Raw genomic sequence first — 15,540 nt, 5'->3', positions numbered from 1 at the left:
GGTGCTCCATCACGCCGCCCGGCGGAAGTCCGCTGTGGACAGTCGCGCCGCCACCCCGGTCAGCAGGTCCCACAGGCGTTCGACGTCGGCGCGGGTGGTGCGGATGTTGCCGATCGACACGCGGATGACGTAGCCGTCGGGGAGCACCGCGTGGGACAGGAACGCGCTGCCGGACGCGTTGACCTCGTCGACGATCGCGGCGTTGAGCGCGTCGAGGTCGGGCACCGCCGCCGGCTCGTACCGCAGGCACAGCAACGGGTACAGCGAATCGACCGGGCACCGCCAGTCCGGGTGGCCGGCGACCTGCGCACGCAGCCACCGCGCCTGCCGGACGCTTTCCTCCAGCCGCGCGGCGAGCCCGGCGCGGCCGAACGTCCGGATCACCCACCACAGCTTCAGCGCCCGGAAACTGCGGCCGAGCTGCGGCGAAAGGTCCATGTAGTCGACGATTTCGTCGTCCTGGTGCGAAGTCAGGTATTCGGGCACGAGCCGGAACGTGCCGGCCAGTGCGCCGCGGCGGCGGCAGTGCAGGACCGTCGCCTCCATCGGGACGTACAGGCACTTGTGCGGGTTGACCACCAGGGAATCCGCGGGCGCCAGGTCCTCCACCCGGTCGGCGAGCGAGGGCGCCAGCCGCCAGAACCCGCCGAACGCGGCGTCGACGTGCAGCCAGACCCCGTGCTCGCCGCACACCCGCGCGATCGGCCGCACCGGGTCGGCCGCGCCGACGGACGTGGTGCCGACGGTCGCGACGACCGCGACCGGCACCCGGCCGGCCGCGCGGTCGCGCCGGATCGCCGCGTCGAGCAGGTCGGGCCGCAGCCGGTAGTGCTCGTCGGCGGGCAGCCGCACCACGTTCGCCTGACCGATGCCCAGCGTGATCGCCGCCTTCTCGACGGAGCTGTGCGCCTGGTCGGAGGTGTAGACGCGGAGCACGGCGCCCGGCGGGACCCCGTTGACCCGCACGTCGTCGCCGAGGGCGGCGTCCCTGGCGGCGGCGAGCGCGTACAGGGTGGCCAGCGACGCGCCGTTGACCAGGACGCTGTCGGCGTCGGCCGGGTAGCCGACCAGCTCGGCGACCCAGTCGAGCACCACCCGTTCCAGCGCGGACGCCGCCGGGCCGCTCTTCCACAGCATCGCGTTCACGTTCATCGCCGCGGTCAGCGTTTCGGCCAGGACACCGGGAAAGCTCGCGCTGTTCGCGAAGTACGCGTGGAACGACGGGTGGTTCCAGTGCACGACGTGCGGCAGCACCCGGTCCCGGGTGTCGGCCAGCACGGCGGCGAAGTCCTCGCCCGTCTCCGGGAGCTCGGCCCGCAGGGACGCCATCAGCTCGCTGCTCGACCGCGGCACGGTGACCGGCACCGACCGGACCGACTCGAAGTGGTCGCGGATCAGCGCCAGCACGTCGTGGCCGTACCGCTCGAACTCCGCCGGCGGCCAGTCGCCGACCGCCTCAGACATTCGCCGCCTCGTCCTCGAACAGGTCGGTCACCTGGCCGTCGTGGTCGGTGGGCCGGTCGTCCCAGTCCCAGCCGCCGGCCACCGAAAGCGTCGCGCCCGAGACGTAGTCGGCGCGGTCGGACACCAGGTAGGCCACCGCCTCGGCGATGTCGCGCCCGGTGCCGAGCCGGCCGGCGGGCACCCGCTGCGCCATCCACCCGGCCTGCTCCGGCGGCAGGTGCCCGTTGTCGATCAACCCCGGCGCGACGCAGTTCACGGTGATGCCGTAGCGCGCTTCCTCGGTGGCGAGCGACCGGGTCAGCACGGCCACCCCGGTCTTCGCCACCGCGTACGCGGCGATGTTCGGGGCCCCGCGCACCAGCACGGTCGGGCTGAGGCCGAGGGTGATGACCCGGCCGTACCGGGCCTTCCGCATGCCGGGCAACGCCGCCAGCGTCGTGTAGAAGACCGAGTTCAGGTTGCTGGCCATCACCGCGTCCCAGCGCTGCGGCGAGGTCGCGCCGACCGGGCTCAGCGTGAACTCGCCGACGTTGTTGACGAGGACCGTCGTGGGCGCGCCGAAGTGCGCTTCGGTCGCCCGCACCAGTTCCTGCGCCTGGCCGGCGTCGCACACGTCGGCCTGCAGCGCGACCGCGTCCCCGCCCGCGTCCCGCAGCGCCGCCACGAGTTCCTCGGCGGCCGCGGCGTTCGTGCGGTAGTTCACCGCGACCCGGAAGCCGTCGGCGGCGAGCCGTTCGCACAGCGACCGGCCGATGCCCCGCGCCCCGCCGGTCACCAAGGCCACCCGGGATTCGCTCGACATGGCCCGGCTCACCCGCCGTCGTGGTGGTCGTCGTGGTCGGTCATCTGCTCCGCCTCCGTCGTCGGGTTGGTGGCCTCGAAGTACGCCTGCAGCAGCGAGGTGCCCTCCGGCACGAAGCGGGTGCACACCAGGACGTGGTTGCGGCGGTTGCGCGACTGCGCCGCCAGCAGCCGTCCCGCGGCTTCGTGCGCCGCGTCCGGCAACCCGCCGCGGCGGCGGAGGGGCTTGACGCGCCGCCGCAGCTCACGCAGGCGGTCGAGCATCTGCTCGTGGTCGGTGTTCAGCGACCCGGAAAAGCCGGGGCTGGTGAACGGCGGCGCCATCGACGGCCGGATGACCTGCTCGTAGAGCTCCCGCGGGAAGTCGGCGGCGTAGCGCATGGTCGCCGTCGCGGCGTCGTAGAGCATCCGCAGCTCGTCGAAGAGCGCCGCCAGCTCGGTCCAGCGGCCGGAGTCGAGCGCGGCCGCGGCGTCTTCGAGCAGGCTGTTCATCGCGGTGAGGTGCAGGTGGAAGAGCTGGTGCCCGACCTTCCACCGGCGCACGGCCGTGTCGAGTCCCGGCACTGCCCGGCTGGGTGAACTCATGCGGCGGCCTCTTCCTCGCCGGTCTGGTGCAGGGCGTGCCAGCGCTCCAGCGTGGCGTGGAGGACGACCACGCACCCGGCGACGATGTCGTAGCGCTCCTCGGCGGTCAGCTCGGTCGAGTCGAGGTCGGCGAGCACGCCGCGCTGCACGTCCAGGCAGGTCTTGGACCACCGGACCAGATCCTCGCCGTCGCGGACGAGCCGGAAGTAGCTGTCGTATTCGGTGCTGCTGGACGCGCCGGAGACCCGGTCCGGGATGCGCCCGTTCGTCGGCAGCGACACCGGCCGCACCAGCCCGTAGTCCGGTTCGGGGGTCTGCTCTGCCGGTTTCTGCACACGAATCATCGTGTTCCCGTCGGCAGGACGGCGCATCTCCGCGCTTGCGGTCGAATCCGGCTAGATTGCCGGAATGGGCGACCCGGGAGAAGAACGGCAGAGCACGCACGCACTGCGGCTGGAAAAGGAGCTGAGCCGCTACCAGGAAAGGTTGCGAGAACTGTTCGGCGTCGGCACCGGTGACCGCGTGCTGGACATCGGCTGCGGCGCGGGCGCGACGACGCGGGACGCGGCCCGGTCGGCACCGGAGGGCAGCGCGCACGGCGTCGACGTGGCCGCGCCGGTGATCGAGACCGCCCGGCGGCTCGCGGCGGAGGAAGGCGTTTCGAACGCCACCTTCGAGGAGGCCGACGCGCAGTCGCACCCGTTTTCCCCGGCGCAGTTCGATCTCGCCATCAGCCGGTTCGGCACGATGTTCTTCGCCGACCCGGTGGCCGCGTTCACCAACATCGGCCGGGCGCTGCGCCCCGGCGCGCGGCTGGTCCAGCTGGTCTGGCAGGACGCCGTCCGCCAGGAGTGGGCCGAGTGGGCCGACGCGATCAAGCCGCCGTCCGACGGCGCCACTTCACTGGGGGGCTCGCCGTTTTCGCTCGGCGACCCCCGGAATTTCCGCGAAATCCTCACCGCCGCCGGATTCACCGGAATCGAGGTGACGGAGCTGAGCGAACCCATCGACTACGGCTCGCAGGCGGAGGCCTACGACTTCGTGCTCGGCATGTCCCGCGACCTCTTCGAGGAGCTGGACCCCGGCGAGGTGCCGGCCGCGCACGACCGGCTGCGCGCGGTGCTGGCCGCGCACGACACCGGCGACGGCGTGTGGTTCGGCTCCCGCGCCTGGTTCGTGACCGCCCACCGAGCGGGCTGAAGGGGACGTTCAGCGCATGAGATGCGCTGAAGGGGACTTTCCTCGCATCAGATGCGAGGAAAGTCCCCTTCAGCCCACCTGGCCGGCGGCCGGCGCGGGTTCTTGCTCGGCGTCGCGGGCCGGGACGGCCAGTGCCTTCCGGCCGGCGACGCTGACGACGATGCCGAGGCCGGCCACGGCCGTGGCGAAGAGGAACGTCGAGGGGACGCCGGACCAGTCGATCAGCACGCCGCTCACCGCCGTGCCGGCCGCCGTGCCGACGCTCGCCGCGCTGCCGGCGGCGGCGAACGCGGTGTTGAGGGCCGACCGCCCGACCAGGGACGAGATCAGGGCGCTCGCCGTGACCAGAACCGGGGAGAGGCCGATGCCCGCGACGAGGATGCACCCGGCCATCACGGGGATGCTGTCGGCGAAGACCAGCGGAACCGAGCCGGCGCACAGCAGCGTCGTCACCGCCACCAGCAGGCGCGGTCGCGGCCACGACCACTTGCGCGCCCCGTAGACCGCTCCGGCGAGCGCGCTGCCCACGGTGATCAGCGCCAGCAGCACGCCGGCGAAGCCCGGCGAACCGTGCGCCCTGGCGAAGGCGATCACCGCGGGCTCCAGCGCGCTGGCGTACGTGCCGACGACGAAGTACACGGCGGCGACCACCCACATCCCGCCCTGGCGCATGATCTGGCCGCCGATCGAAGTGCCCCGCGGACTCGGCGGTGGCGCGGTCCGCCGCTGGGCCGCGAGGGCCAGCCCGCCCGCCGTCACCAGCGCGGCCGCACCGAACACGCCGGCGCCGCGCCACAGCTGGGTCGCCAGCGCCACGGCCACCAGCGGCCCGACGACGTAGATGAGCTCGTCGAGCACCGCCTCCAGCGCGTACGCCGACTGCAGCGCGTCGGGCGACTCGGCGGCCACCGCCCAGCGGGCGCGGACGAACGACCCGTAGGGCACGGTCGCGAGCCCGGCCACCACGGCCGCCGTGAAGTACGTCCAGCCCGGCGCGCCCCAGCTGACCGTGGCGACGAGTGCGACGAGCGCCGTCACGTGCACCACCGTCGACACGAGGATGACCGGCCGCTGGCCCCACCGGTCGGCCTGCCGGGCGGTCAGCAGGTAGCCGACCGACTCGGCGCCGCCGAGGACCCCGGACACGGCGCCTGCCAGCGCGTACGAGCCGGTGAGCGCGGAGACCAGCATCAGGCAGGCGATGGCCCGCATGGCCATCGGCACCCGGGCGACGAAGCACGCGGCGGCGAACTTGGCCGCGTGCGGGGTCGCGAGGACGGAACGGTAAACGCCGAGGGACACGGTCTCGACTCCTTGCCGGAACTCAGTCGCAAGCCGCGTAGTACTCCTGCAGCAGCTTGCGCAACGTCGGATCGGTCCGGGCCTCGTCCAGCAGTTCGGGCGGCGGCGTCCGGGTCGGGTGGATGTCCTCGGCCACCGCGGTCAGCAACGCCGGCAGGTTCTTCTCGATCAGCTGCGGCCAGAACGTCGGGGTGTACCAGTCGCATTCGTAGCCGGTGGCCAGCAGGTGCGTGGTCGTGGTCGCGACGATCTCTTCGCGGGTGGCCGTCTGGATCGGCTTCCGCAGCGGGCGGAACGCGTCCAGGTCCAGCTCGGCGGTTTCGCCGAGGATGCGCGCGGCCATTTCCTTCGCCAGCAGCGGGGACAGGTGCAGGCCGTCGCGGTAGGTCCCGGTCATCAGCCACAGCCCGGCGAGCCCCGCTTCGCCCAGCAACGGGAACCCGTCGAGCGCGATGGGCCGGTTGCCGACCTGGACCTTGAGGATGTCGGCGCCGTAGAGGTCGCGGCGGACCTGGCGGTGGACGCAGTCCAGCAGGAAGTGGACGTCCCGGACGACGGGGGTGTCGACCGGGGTCGCGGAGACGATGTTCGTCGCCCCGACGTAGACCTCGCCGGTGGCGCGCGGGACCACGTGCAGGCCGCACGCGAACGCGCGGTTGGGCGTCCGGATGACGCTGCGCGGGCCGCTCTTGTCCGGGGGACGCAGCAGCACCGACAGGCCGTAGCCGCTCACGAGCGGCGGTACCTGCGCGGCGATTTCCGGCACGGTTTCGAGGACGTCCTGGGACCGGGCGCCGGCGGCGAGCACGACGTGCGCCGCGGACAGCTCGGTTCCCGAGTCCAGGACGACCCCGGTCGCCCGGCCGCCGGAGTGCACCACCCGGGCCGCCTGCTCGGCGATGACCGTGCCGCCCGCCCGCAGGAAAGCCCGCTGCAGCTGGGAAAGGAGGGCCGCGGCGTTGACCGCGTGCTCGCCGGGGATGAACATGGCCCGCAACGGCCGCGCGCCGGGATCCGGGTCGAGCCAGTCGATTTCCCCCGGATCCACGTCCTCGTGGGGTTCCTCGTAGCGCCGCAGTTCCGCCCGCATCGCGGAATAGTTCGCGTCGTCGATTCCGGGGACGCCGATGGCGTTGAGGATCACGACGGTCCCGTCGGCGGTGTGGACGTTTTCCGCGGGGTCGTCGGCGAGTTCGGCGGCCCATTCCGGCCAGAGTTTCGCCGCTTGGACGTCGAGGTCGAGCTTGGCCCGGCCGTGGTCGCTGCTGACCAGGGTTTCGGTGACTTCGCCGAAGCAGCCGAGCATGGCGCCGGCGGCGGCCGAGGCGGCGAACGGCCGGTGGGGCTCGCCGAGCAGGGCGACGCGCACACCCCGCCGGGCCAGCACCAGCGCCAAGGACTGACCGAGCGCACCGTTCCCGACGACAATGGCATCAAAGGTCCGGGTGGCCTCTACCGCTGCATTCATGTCACTCCCCTCAAGGTTCACCCGACCCTGCCACGCCCGCCGGCGAAGATTCACCTCCCGGCGTGCCCGTTCCCGTTTTTTCGCCGCAGAGCAATCCAGAAGGCGCGACGGCCTGCCGTTCGGGTCGACTCTGAATCGCGTAATCGCAAGACTTGCCGATCACCATTGAGGAGCGAATCATGCAGGAAATCACCAAGGTCATCGCCGCTTCCGCCGACGCCGCCATCGAGGCCGCCGGTGTCCTGGAGCTCCAGTTCGACGAGCACACCGCCGAGGCGCTCGCGTTCGGTGGCAAGACCGGCGTCTGATTCGAGGTCTTCCGTGGTGGTGCCGCGCCTCCCGTGCGGCACCACCACGACCGGCCGCTACCGGCCCACCGGGGCCGGCCGCTCGCCGGTGATCTCCCGCGGTGGAGCACCGAGAAGGTTCCGGCCCAGCAGGCTCACGACGATTCCCGCGCCGGTCGTCAGCGTGGTGAACAAGAACGCCCACGTGATCCCGTGGCTGTCGATCAGGGCGCCGCTCACCGCCGCGCCGGCCGCGATGCCCAGGCCGGTCGCGCTGCCCATGACGGCGAACCCGGTGGTGAGGGCCGACCGGGCGACCAGGGACGAGACCAGGGTGGCGGCCGTGACCGTCACCGGCGCGATCCCGAGCCCGGCCACGAACGCGCACCCGGCCATCACGCCGATGCCGTCGGCGAACACCGGCGGAACCGTGCAGGCGCAGAGCAGCGTCGTCACCGCCACCAGCAGGCGCGGCTGGGACCACGACCACTTGCGTGCCCCGAACCCGATCCCGGCGAGCATGCTGGCCACGGTGAGCGTCGCCAGGAGCACACCGGCCAGGCCCGGAGCGCCGTGCTGTTCCGCGAAGGCGATCATCGCCGGGTCCAGTGCGCCGACGTAGCTGCCGAGGAAGAAGCACACGGCGCCGACCACCCACATCCCGCGGACGCGCACGATCTGGTCGGTGACGGACCCGGCGTGCGGGCCGGGCGCGGGCTCGGTCCGCCGCTGGGACGCGAGCGCGAGACCGCCCGCCGAGACCAGGACGGCCGCCGCGAGCAGCGCGCTCCCCGGCCACACACGGGTCGCGAGGGCCACCGCCAGCAGCGGTCCGACGATGTAGAAGATCTCGTCGAAGACGGCCTCCATGGCGTAGGCCGTCCGCAGGTCGTCGGGCGACTCGGCGGCCGCCGCCCAGCGGGCGCGGACGAACGACCCGTACGGCGCGGTCGCGAGACCGGCCACCACGGCCGCCGCGAAGTACGTCCAGGCGGGCAGCGCCCAGCTGACCGCCGCGACGAGCGCGACGAGGGCCACGACGTGCGCGGCCAGCGAGCCGAGGACGACCGGCCGCTGGCCCCGCCGGTCGGCCTGCCGGGCGAGCACCAGCACGCCTGCCGACTCCGCGACACCGAGTACGCCCGAAACGGCACCGGCCAAGGTGTACGAACCGGTGGTGGCCGAGATCAGCAGGAGGCACGCCACGGCCCGCATGCCGGTCGGCAGCCGGGCGACGAGCCCCGCCGAGAAGAACCCGCGGACGTGCGGGATCGCGAGGACCGCCCGGTAGACGCCGAGGGGCACGGCAGTTCACTTCCCGTCAGTGGTCAGGCGGCGCAGGCCGCGTAGTACTCCTGCAGCAGCTTGCGCAACGTCGGATCGGTCCGCGCGACGTCCAGCAGCTCGGGCGGCGGCGTCAAGGTCGGGTGGATCTCTTCGGCCGCCGCGGTCAGGATCCCGGGCAGGTTCTTCTCCAGGAACTGGGGCCAGAACGTCGGGGTGAACCAGTCGTACTCGTAGCCGGTGGCGAGCACGTGCGTGGCGGTCGTCGCCACGATCTCTTCCCGGGTCGCCGTCTGGATCGGCTGCCGCAGCGGGCGGAACCCGTCGAGGTCCAGCTCGGGGGTCTCGCCGAGGATGCGCGCGGCCATTTCCTTCGCCAGCAGCGGGGACAGGTGCAGGCCGTCGCGGTAGGTGCCGGTCATCAGCCACAGGCCGTCGAGGCCGGCTTCGCCGAGCAGCGGGAACCCGTCGAGGGCGACCGGGCGGTTGCCGACCTGGATCTTGAGGATGTCGGCGCCGTAGAGGTCGCGGCGGACCTGGCGGTGGACGCAGTCCAGCAGGAAGTGGACGTCGCCGAGCACCGGGGTGTCGACCGGGGTCGCGGAGATGATGTTGGTGGCGCCGACGTAGACCTCGCCGGTGGCGCGCGGGACGACGTGCAGGCCGCAGGCGAAGGCCCGGTTCGGGGTCCGGATGACGCTGGACGGGCCGCTCCGGTCGGGCGGGCGCAGCAGGACGGACAGGCCGTAGCCGCTCACGAGCGGGGGAACCTGCGCGGCGACTTCCGGCACGGTTTCGAGGACGTCCTGGGACCGGGCGCCGGCGGCGAGCACGACGTGCTTCGCGGACAACGTCGTCCCGGAGCCCAGGACGACGCCGGTCGCCCGGCCGGCCTGGTGCTCGACCCGGGCCGCCTGCTCGGCGATGATCGTGCCGCCCGCCCGCCGGAAAGCCCGCTGGAGCTGGTCGAGGAGCGCGGCGGAGTTCACGGCGTGCTCGCCGGGGATGAACATGGCGCGCAACGGGCGCGCGCCCGGGTCGGGGTCGAGCCAGTCGATTTCCGCCGGGTCGACGTCCTCGTGGGGTTCGGCGTAGCGCCGCAGTTCTCCGCGAATCGCGGCGTAGTTCGCGTCGTCGATTCCGGGGACGCCGATGGCGTTGAGGATTACGACGGTCCCGTCGGCGGTGCGGACGTTTTCCGCGGGATCATCGGCCAGTTCGGCGGCCCATTCCGGCCAGAGCTTCGCCGCTCGGACGTCGAGGTCGAGCTTCGCCCGGCCGTGGTCGCTGCGGACGAGAGCTTCGGTCACCTCGCCGAAGCAACCCAGCATCGCGCCGGAGGCGGTCGAGGCCGCGAACGGCCGGTGGGGCTCGCCGAGCAGGGCGACGCGCACGCCGCGCCGGGCCAGGACGAGCGCCAGCGACTGACCGAGTGCGCCGTTCCCGACGACGACGACGTCAAATGTCCGCACGGCTCCTGTCACATCGTTCATGTCGCTCCCCGGTCCGGCGCGAGCCCGCTCGGCTCATTTCGGTCCCACAGTGCTCCCTCGGCCGGAATGGTTCACCTCCCGGCGTGCCCCGGCGGCCGGAGAGCACTGCGGAAGTGGCGCCGCGGACCGGTGAGGTCGATTCTGGGCGTCGCAGTCGAGAATGCCAGCTCAAAAAATGGAGGAAAAAATGCCGGAGATCACCAACGTCATCGCCGTTTCCGTCGACGCCGCCCTCGAGGCCGCCGGTGTCGAGGACCTGAAGCTCGACGAGTACACCGCGAAGGCGCTCGCGTTCGGCAAGACCGGAGCCTGATTCGAGGGTTCGTCCGTGGCGGTGCCGCGTTCGCCCGCGGCACCTCCACGTCCCAGCACAGCCTGAGGAGCGAGAGCCATGACCGTCGCGCCGTCGATGGAAGAACGCACCGGTGGCCCGGTGCTGCTCGAAGGCACGATCCGGGACCGGACCCCCGAACGGACGTGGGAGCTGGTGCGCCCGCGGCTGCGGGACTACGGCATCACCAGGGTGGCCGAACTGACCGGCCTCGACACCATCGGCATGCCGGTCTACATGGCCGTCCGGCCGCTGGGACACACCCTGGGCGTGAGCCAGGGCAAGGGCGCGACGCCGTTGCTGGCGAAGGTTTCGGCGGTCATGGAGGCCATCGAATACCAGATCTGCGAACAGTTCCAGCCCGCGGACACCGTCGTCGCGACCGCCGGCGAGCTCGGCGTGCCCTACTCGACGACCGAGATCACGCCGCTCCGGCAGTCCCTCGTCTCGGACAGCTTCCCGTTGCAGTGGGTGCCGGCGACCCTCCTGCACGACGCGACGCCGACGTTCGTGCCGCTGCACGCGATCGCGCTGGACGGGATCAGCGACGACCGCTGGCGGCCCCGCACGTTGTTCAGCACCACCAACGGGCTCGCGAGCGGGAACACCCTCGCCGAAGCCACCGTCCACGCGCTCCTTGAAGTGGTGGAACGGTTTTCCTGCGCGGCCATGGCGAAAACGCCCATCCGCCGGCGCAACGTCGTCGACCTCGACAGCCTTCCCGAGTGCTGGAGCAAGGACCTCATCGACCGGATGCGCGCCGACGACTTCTGGGTCGAAGTCGTCGAGTGCTCGGCGGTGCCGGGCACGTCGACCTTCGCGGTCTACGTGTGGCGCGCGGACATGCCGAGCCTGTACGCCGGATCGGGCTGCCACGTCCTCCCGGAGCTCGCGCTGCAGCGGGCGCTGACGGAGGCGGTGCAGAGCCGGATGTCGGTGATCAGCGGGATGCGCGAGGACATCGGGAAGGTCGGCTACCGCGGCGTCCGCAACCCGATCGACCCGCCGGCGGTCGAACCGAACCGGACCTGGACGGACGTCGCACCGGGGCTCGCCGACCCGGCCACGCCGTCGGCGGAGCTCGTCGAGTGGCTGACGGGCCAGGTGACCGCGAGGTCCGGCCGTCCGGTGCTGCGGGTCGACCTGACGCCGCCGGGCGAGGTCTTCGCGGTCTGCAAGGTCGTGGTGCCCGGCCTGCCCGAACTGCACCACGAGGCCAACGAAGAGCTGCCGCGCCCGGCCCCCGAAGCGGAGGAGGCGCCATGACCGTCCACGTGTACGCCGGTCCTTCCCTGACCGGTTCGGCGGTGCTGGAACTGGACGGCGTCTGCTGGCACCCGCCGGTCGCGCACGGCGACCTCTACCGGGTCCGCGTCGCGCCGGGCGACAGTGTCCTCATCGTCGACGGGCTGTACCAGCACACCGCACCCGCGCGGAACAAGGAGATCATCGAGCTCCACACCCGAGGAGTCCCGGTCTACGGGGCGGCCAGCATCGGCGCCCTCCGCGCGTGCGAGCACCTCGGGCACGGCATGGCCGGGCTGGGCAGCGTGTTCGGCTGGTACCGCGACGGCCGGCTGTTCTCCGACGCCGACGTCGCGCTCATGCACGGCGACGCCGACGTCGGCTACCGCGCCTTCACCCACGCGCTCGTGAGCATCCTCAGCGTCACCGACCGGATGGCGGCGGCCGGCCGGCTCGACGAGCGGACCGCCGAAGCCATCGTGGAGGTCGCGCGGTCGGTGCACTTCGGCTCCCGCACGGACGCGGTCCTGGTCGCGGCGGCCGGCGGGCTGGCCGAGCCGATGCGAGCGGTCCTCGCCGAGCTCGACCCGGACCGGCTGGGCGACATCAAGCGCATCGACGCGGAGCAGGCCGTCCGGGAGATCCTGTCCGGGACCGCGCCGAACCCGCTGACCGACGCGGTGGCCGTCCCGGACCTCACCGACATGCGCGAGTGGCGCCTCCTGCACACCCCCGCCACGACCGGCCCCGCCGCCCCGACGTTGCTGCAGGTGCTGACGTACGCGCAGCTGTTCCGGCCGGACTACCCCGAGCTCCACACGAGGTACGTGTTCGGCAGGCTGCGGCCGGAATACCCGGGACTGCGGGACACCGACGCGGCGCCGGCCTGGCTGAGCGCGCTGACGAACGACGACCTCGTCGCCCGCGGGGTGCTGAGCGACGCCGAGGCCCGCCGGTTTTCGCAAGCGGAGCTGCTGGAACGCGTCCTCGTGCGCACGTTCCGGTTGCGCTCCGGCCGGCTGGTGTACGAGGAGTTCCCGGCCGAGCTGGCACCGGACCTGACCGAGCTGGCCACCGAGTGCGCCGCGGTGCTCGAACTGAACGAGCACGCCCAGCGGCGCAACCCGGCCTACCACCCGGAGGACCTGCCGGAGCGGCTGATCGATGCCGCGTTCACCGCCCTCTGGGCCACCGGAGAGTTGTCGATCCACGCCCTCGACCGCGGCTTCCGCACGGTGGAGGAGTTCCGCGAGCAGGCCCGCCCGTTCTTCATCGCCGCCCGCGCCGCGGTGGCGATGAAGGCCACCGCCTGAGCCCAGGCTCCGGCACACTCACCATCGCCACACTGGCCCCCGCGGCACCGGCCCCCGCCGCCCGAGCCCGCGACCGTCCACAACGGAAAACCCCCTTCGCCGCAACCGCGGCGGAAGGGGGTTCCCGGAGGTGGCTTTCAGTGGTGGTGGTGGTCGTCGTGTTCGACCTCCACCTCGAGTTCGGTGACGTACTCGACGGTCCGCTCCCGGGCGCAGTACGTGCTGACGAAATCGAGCAGCAGCGGCTCTTCGTTCTCGCGCAGGCTCCGGTGCAGCTCGGTGCTGCGCCACGGGTACATCATGATCACTTCGGCGGGCTTCTCGTCGCGCTGGAAGAACTGCGCGTGCCCGCACCAGCCCGCGTCACCGTGTGCGTTGGGGCCCACGATGTCGTCCATTTCCTGCATCAGCTGCAGCGCCTTGTCCGCGAACTCCTCCTTGAGGAACCACGTCTCGATAACGGTGACCATTCCACTCACTCCTGTTCATTCGCTGTGCTGTTCGCTCAATACCCGCGGCCGCCACGCGCGGATCGCGGTGGACGCGGTCGCCGCGGCGAGCACCGCGGCCACGCCGAGGATCGGGAACACCGCACCGCCGGTGAGGTCGAAGAGGAAGAAGGCGAGGACCGGTCCCACCACGAAACCCGCGTCGGTGAACATCCCGAAGATGCCCCACGCCGTGCCGGTGCCGCCGCAGTACTGGCGGATGCCTTCCCGCGCGACCAGGTAGATGTAGGACTGCGCGGCCATGAACACCGTGATCGCGAACAGCCCGACCGGGAGCACGTCCACCGCGGCCAGCAGGAAGCAGGACACAGCCAGCGCGGCGAAACCCAGGCCGACCAGGCCCGGCCGCCGCCACCGCTCGGGCAGCCGGGCGAGCAAGGGGTTGGCGACGGCGAACGCCACCATGCCCGCCGTCAGCACCCAGGCCGAGCGGCCGGTGGTGTCCACGCCGGCCTGTTCCAGGCTGAGCGGGACGAGGGGTTCCATCGCCGCCCAGAGCACGTTCGCGACCAGGTCGATCAGGCCGAAGAGGGCGACGGCGGGCAGGATCCGCCGCAACCCGATCGACGGGGCCGCCGGGGTGTCCGGTGCGGCGGGGTCTTCGCCCGCCCGGCGGGGGAGGACCCGCCAGGCGACCACCGCGTTCACCAGCGTCAAGCCGGCGGCGGCGGCCAGCACCGCGGGGTAGTCGGCGAACGGGTGGACCAGGCCGACGACGAACGGCCCCGCCGCGAAGCTGAGGAGCGCGGCGGTGCCCAGCTTCGCGTAGCCGCGCGCCGGATCACGGCCGTACGCCGCCGAAATCACCGTCACCGCGCCGTACAGCGCGGGGCTGATGATCCCGTCGGCGGCGCCCCAGAGCAGCCGGCCGAGGATCGCCGGGAACGCCGTCTCCGCCTGCACGACCAGCGCGATGCCGACCACGGCCAGCGCCAGCCCGAGCGTGCCGGCCGACCGCAGGCCCCACGCGTCCGCGAGCCAGCCGCCGAGCGGCTGGGCGACGATCTTCGCGACGGCGAACCCGGCGACGAACACCGCGAGCCCGGTCGAATCGAGCCCCAGCCGCGCCGAAAGCTGCGGCAGGAACGGGAGCACGGCCATGTAGCCGATGTTGATGCCGATCAGGGTGGTGAGGAGGACCGCGAGGTGCGCTGTGTACCCCCACCTGCGGTCCGGGCCGGTCATGCCGCCGCCACCTTCCCCGCGATGTACTCGTGCATGAGCCCGTCCATCCGTTCGAGGGCCGCCACCAGGTCCGGCCGCGGCTCGGGCAGGTAGACCACCGCCCGCAGCTCGGTCCCGCGGAAGCCGTGGCGCTGCTTGTACTCGAAGTTGCAGCGCCCGGGGTCGAGGACCGCGGCGCCGTTCGCCAGCGCGTAGCGGACCGATTCGTACATGAGGAACGCGTAGGTGTTCAGCTCGCCGAGCTTGTCGTAGTCGAGGCCGGCCATGGTCAGCGCGAGCCGGCCGCGGTACAGGAAGCAGTAGAACGCCCCGGCCATCCGGCCCTCGTGCTCGGCGACGAGCAGCACGGCGCCCGGGACCGACGTCAGGCTGTGGAAGATGTCCGGCCCGTAGAGCTCGTCGCCGTGCGCCACCGAGGTGTCGACCGCGAGCTCGGTGAAGTCCTCGAGGTGGGGGAGCATCTCGTCGCCGGTCAGCGCGCGCAGCCGGAGGCCGCTCTCCACGCCCCGGCGCCACTGCCGGAGCAGCTCGCGGCGCACCTTGCCGCGCATCCCGCCGAGGAAGCCCGCCCCTTCGTCCCCCAGCGGGGACTCGTACTTCTTGTCCAGCAGCACCGCGGCGTCGAACGGCCGCACCGCGCCCCACGCGTCGACGGCGTCCGGCGTGAGGTTGCCGAAGACCAGTGCCTCGGCGCCCCAGGCCCGGGTCTGCTCCAGCCCGAGGTCGATCGCGCGGGCGATGTACTCGGGCGAGCTGCCGCCGGCGCCGCCGTGTTCGCCGTAGAGCGTGGACGAATAGACCACCGGGCCGGTCCAGACCGGCGGGATTTCCGCTTCGTCTTCGTAACCCCGCCACGTCGGCGAGTGGTCCACGAGGTAATAGGGCACCAGTTCGGCGGCGGGCCCGCCTTCGAGCGTCAGGTGCCGGAAGGCCCGCACCTGTTCGGTGCGCACCTTTTCCCACGCGCGCGCCCAGCCGACCGTCATCGAGAAGTACGGTCCGTCGAAGAGTTCGGCGGGTACCGCGTCGGCCGAATCCACCCAGCGCGATACGACGGGGTCACTCATGGGCAC

General features: G+C 72.3%; 16 protein-coding genes. 5 read left to right on the top strand and 11 right to left on the bottom strand.

Translation table 11 applies throughout. From position 1 onward, the window contains the following. Window positions 1-9 precede the first annotated feature (9 nt). Genes AB5J73_RS01210 through AB5J73_RS01195 form a run of 4 tightly spaced genes read right to left on the bottom strand, consistent with a single transcriptional unit; the run spans window position 10 to window position 3,185 of the window. Complete coding sequence (locus AB5J73_RS01210; RefSeq protein ID WP_370967204.1) at window positions 10-1,464, bottom strand: aspartate aminotransferase family protein; 1,455 nt, start codon at window positions 1,462-1,464, stop codon at window positions 10-12. Next, window positions 1,457-2,266, bottom strand: coding sequence for an SDR family oxidoreductase (locus tag AB5J73_RS01205; protein ID WP_370967202.1), 810 nt, complete (start codon window positions 2,264-2,266; stop codon window positions 1,457-1,459). Before AB5J73_RS01205 ends, AB5J73_RS01210 begins: the two co-directional genes overlap by 8 nt. An 8-nt stretch (window positions 2,267-2,274) precedes the next feature. Continuing rightward, window positions 2,275-2,850 carry a hypothetical protein gene (locus AB5J73_RS01200; protein ID WP_370967200.1) on the bottom strand — a complete coding sequence of 192 codons (576 nt, stop codon included), beginning with the start codon at window positions 2,848-2,850 and terminating at the stop codon, window positions 2,275-2,277. Beyond that, window positions 2,847-3,185, bottom strand: a complete 339-nt coding sequence (locus AB5J73_RS01195; RefSeq protein WP_370967198.1) for a hypothetical protein — start codon at window positions 3,183-3,185, stop codon at window positions 2,847-2,849. Before AB5J73_RS01195 ends, AB5J73_RS01200 begins: the two co-directional genes overlap by 4 nt. Window positions 3,186-3,258: 73 nt before the next feature. On the opposite strand from AB5J73_RS01195, the gene AB5J73_RS01190 reads away from it, so the two are divergent. Beyond that, on the top strand, window positions 3,259-4,050 hold the full coding sequence (locus AB5J73_RS01190; protein ID WP_370967196.1) for a class I SAM-dependent methyltransferase: 792 nt from the start codon (window positions 3,259-3,261) through the stop codon (window positions 4,048-4,050). Between the two features lie 69 nt (window positions 4,051-4,119). Here the strand turns inward: AB5J73_RS01190 and AB5J73_RS01185 are convergent, their stop codons facing one another. Both AB5J73_RS01185 and AB5J73_RS01180 read right to left on the bottom strand, forming a co-directional pair. Then, the gene (locus tag AB5J73_RS01185) at window positions 4,120-5,352 is read right to left on the bottom strand and encodes an MFS transporter (RefSeq protein WP_370967194.1); all 1,233 of its coding nucleotides are present in this window, start codon (window positions 5,350-5,352) and stop codon (window positions 4,120-4,122) included. Between the two features lie 22 nt (window positions 5,353-5,374). Beyond that, entirely contained in the window at window positions 5,375-6,820 is a 1,446-nt protein-coding gene (locus AB5J73_RS01180) for an NAD(P)/FAD-dependent oxidoreductase (protein ID WP_370967192.1), read from the bottom strand. 179 nt (window positions 6,821-6,999) lie between these two features. On the opposite strand from AB5J73_RS01180, the gene AB5J73_RS01175 reads away from it, so the two are divergent. Next, window positions 7,000-7,128, top strand: a complete 129-nt coding sequence (locus AB5J73_RS01175; protein WP_370967190.1) for a hypothetical protein — start codon at window positions 7,000-7,002, stop codon at window positions 7,126-7,128. A 57-nt stretch (window positions 7,129-7,185) separates the two neighbouring features. On the opposite strand, the gene AB5J73_RS01170 is transcribed toward AB5J73_RS01175, so the two are convergent. Beyond that, entirely contained in the window at window positions 7,186-8,412 is a 1,227-nt protein-coding gene (locus AB5J73_RS01170) for an MFS transporter (RefSeq protein WP_370967188.1), read from the bottom strand. 23 nt (window positions 8,413-8,435) lie between these two features. Continuing rightward, window positions 8,436-9,863, bottom strand: coding sequence for an NAD(P)/FAD-dependent oxidoreductase (locus AB5J73_RS01165; RefSeq protein WP_370967186.1), 1,428 nt, complete (start codon window positions 9,861-9,863; stop codon window positions 8,436-8,438). Between the two features lie 208 nt (window positions 9,864-10,071). Here AB5J73_RS01165 and AB5J73_RS01160 point away from each other — a divergent pair, with 208 nt between their 5' ends. From AB5J73_RS01160 to AB5J73_RS01150, 3 genes are all read left to right on the top strand, one after another. Next, the gene (locus AB5J73_RS01160) at window positions 10,072-10,197 is read left to right on the top strand and encodes a hypothetical protein (RefSeq protein ID WP_370967184.1); all 126 of its coding nucleotides are present in this window, start codon (window positions 10,072-10,074) and stop codon (window positions 10,195-10,197) included. A 78-nt stretch (window positions 10,198-10,275) separates the two neighbouring features. Continuing rightward, a complete protein-coding gene (locus AB5J73_RS01155) occupies window positions 10,276-11,481 on the top strand; it encodes a YcaO-like family protein (RefSeq protein ID WP_370967182.1) in 1,206 nt (401 codons plus the stop codon). Next, window positions 11,478-12,773 (top strand): TfuA-like protein, encoded by a 1,296-nt coding sequence (locus tag AB5J73_RS01150; protein WP_370967180.1) that lies wholly within the window; start codon window positions 11,478-11,480, stop codon window positions 12,771-12,773. The genes AB5J73_RS01155 and AB5J73_RS01150 overlap by 4 nt, the downstream gene beginning before the upstream one ends. A gap of 137 nt (window positions 12,774-12,910) precedes the next feature. On the opposite strand, the gene AB5J73_RS01145 is transcribed toward AB5J73_RS01150, so the two are convergent. Genes AB5J73_RS01145 through AB5J73_RS01135 form a run of 3 tightly spaced genes read right to left on the bottom strand, consistent with a single transcriptional unit; the run spans window position 12,911 to window position 15,534 of the window. Beyond that, complete coding sequence (locus AB5J73_RS01145) at window positions 12,911-13,243, bottom strand: hypothetical protein (RefSeq protein WP_370967178.1); 333 nt, start codon at window positions 13,241-13,243, stop codon at window positions 12,911-12,913. A gap of 15 nt (window positions 13,244-13,258) precedes the next feature. Further along, complete coding sequence (locus AB5J73_RS01140) at window positions 13,259-14,467, bottom strand: MFS transporter (protein WP_370967176.1); 1,209 nt, start codon at window positions 14,465-14,467, stop codon at window positions 13,259-13,261. Continuing rightward, complete coding sequence (locus tag AB5J73_RS01135; RefSeq protein WP_370967174.1) at window positions 14,464-15,534, bottom strand: GNAT family N-acetyltransferase; 1,071 nt, start codon at window positions 15,532-15,534, stop codon at window positions 14,464-14,466. Before AB5J73_RS01135 ends, AB5J73_RS01140 begins: the two co-directional genes overlap by 4 nt. Window positions 15,535-15,540 lie beyond the last annotated feature (6 nt).

This window comes from Amycolatopsis sp. cg9 (assembly GCF_041346945.1).
In the GTDB taxonomy this organism is placed as follows: Bacteria; Actinomycetota; Actinomycetes; order Mycobacteriales; family Pseudonocardiaceae; genus Amycolatopsis.
Note: the sequence above shows the minus strand (reverse complement) of the source record. Positions and strands in the feature narration are given on the sequence as shown.

Bases quoted from the DNA above. Each gene is read 5' to 3' on its own strand.
- AB5J73_RS01210 (WP_370967204.1), bottom strand. From the start codon at position 1,464: ATGTCTGAGGCGGTCGGCGACTGGCCGCCGGCGGAGTTCGAGCGGTAC.
- AB5J73_RS01205 (WP_370967202.1), bottom strand. From the start codon at position 2,266: ATGTCGAGCGAATCCCGGGTGGCCTTGGTGACCGGCGGGGCGCGGGGC.
- AB5J73_RS01200 (WP_370967200.1), bottom strand. From the start codon at position 2,850: ATGAGTTCACCCAGCCGGGCAGTGCCGGGACTCGACACGGCCGTGCGC.
- AB5J73_RS01190 (WP_370967196.1), top strand. From the start codon at position 3,259: ATGGGCGACCCGGGAGAAGAACGGCAGAGCACGCACGCACTGCGGCTG.
- AB5J73_RS01180 (WP_370967192.1), bottom strand. From the start codon at position 6,820: ATGAATGCAGCGGTAGAGGCCACCCGGACCTTTGATGCCATTGTCGTC.
- AB5J73_RS01175 (WP_370967190.1), top strand. From the start codon at position 7,000: ATGCAGGAAATCACCAAGGTCATCGCCGCTTCCGCCGACGCCGCCATC.
- AB5J73_RS01160 (WP_370967184.1), top strand. From the start codon at position 10,072: ATGCCGGAGATCACCAACGTCATCGCCGTTTCCGTCGACGCCGCCCTC.
- AB5J73_RS01155 (WP_370967182.1), top strand. From the start codon at position 10,276: ATGACCGTCGCGCCGTCGATGGAAGAACGCACCGGTGGCCCGGTGCTG.
- AB5J73_RS01150 (WP_370967180.1), top strand. From the start codon at position 11,478: ATGACCGTCCACGTGTACGCCGGTCCTTCCCTGACCGGTTCGGCGGTG.
- AB5J73_RS01145 (WP_370967178.1), bottom strand. From the start codon at position 13,243: ATGGTCACCGTTATCGAGACGTGGTTCCTCAAGGAGGAGTTCGCGGAC.
- AB5J73_RS01140 (WP_370967176.1), bottom strand. From the start codon at position 14,467: ATGACCGGCCCGGACCGCAGGTGGGGGTACACAGCGCACCTCGCGGTC.
- AB5J73_RS01135 (WP_370967174.1), bottom strand. From the start codon at position 15,534: ATGAGTGACCCCGTCGTATCGCGCTGGGTGGATTCGGCCGACGCGGTA.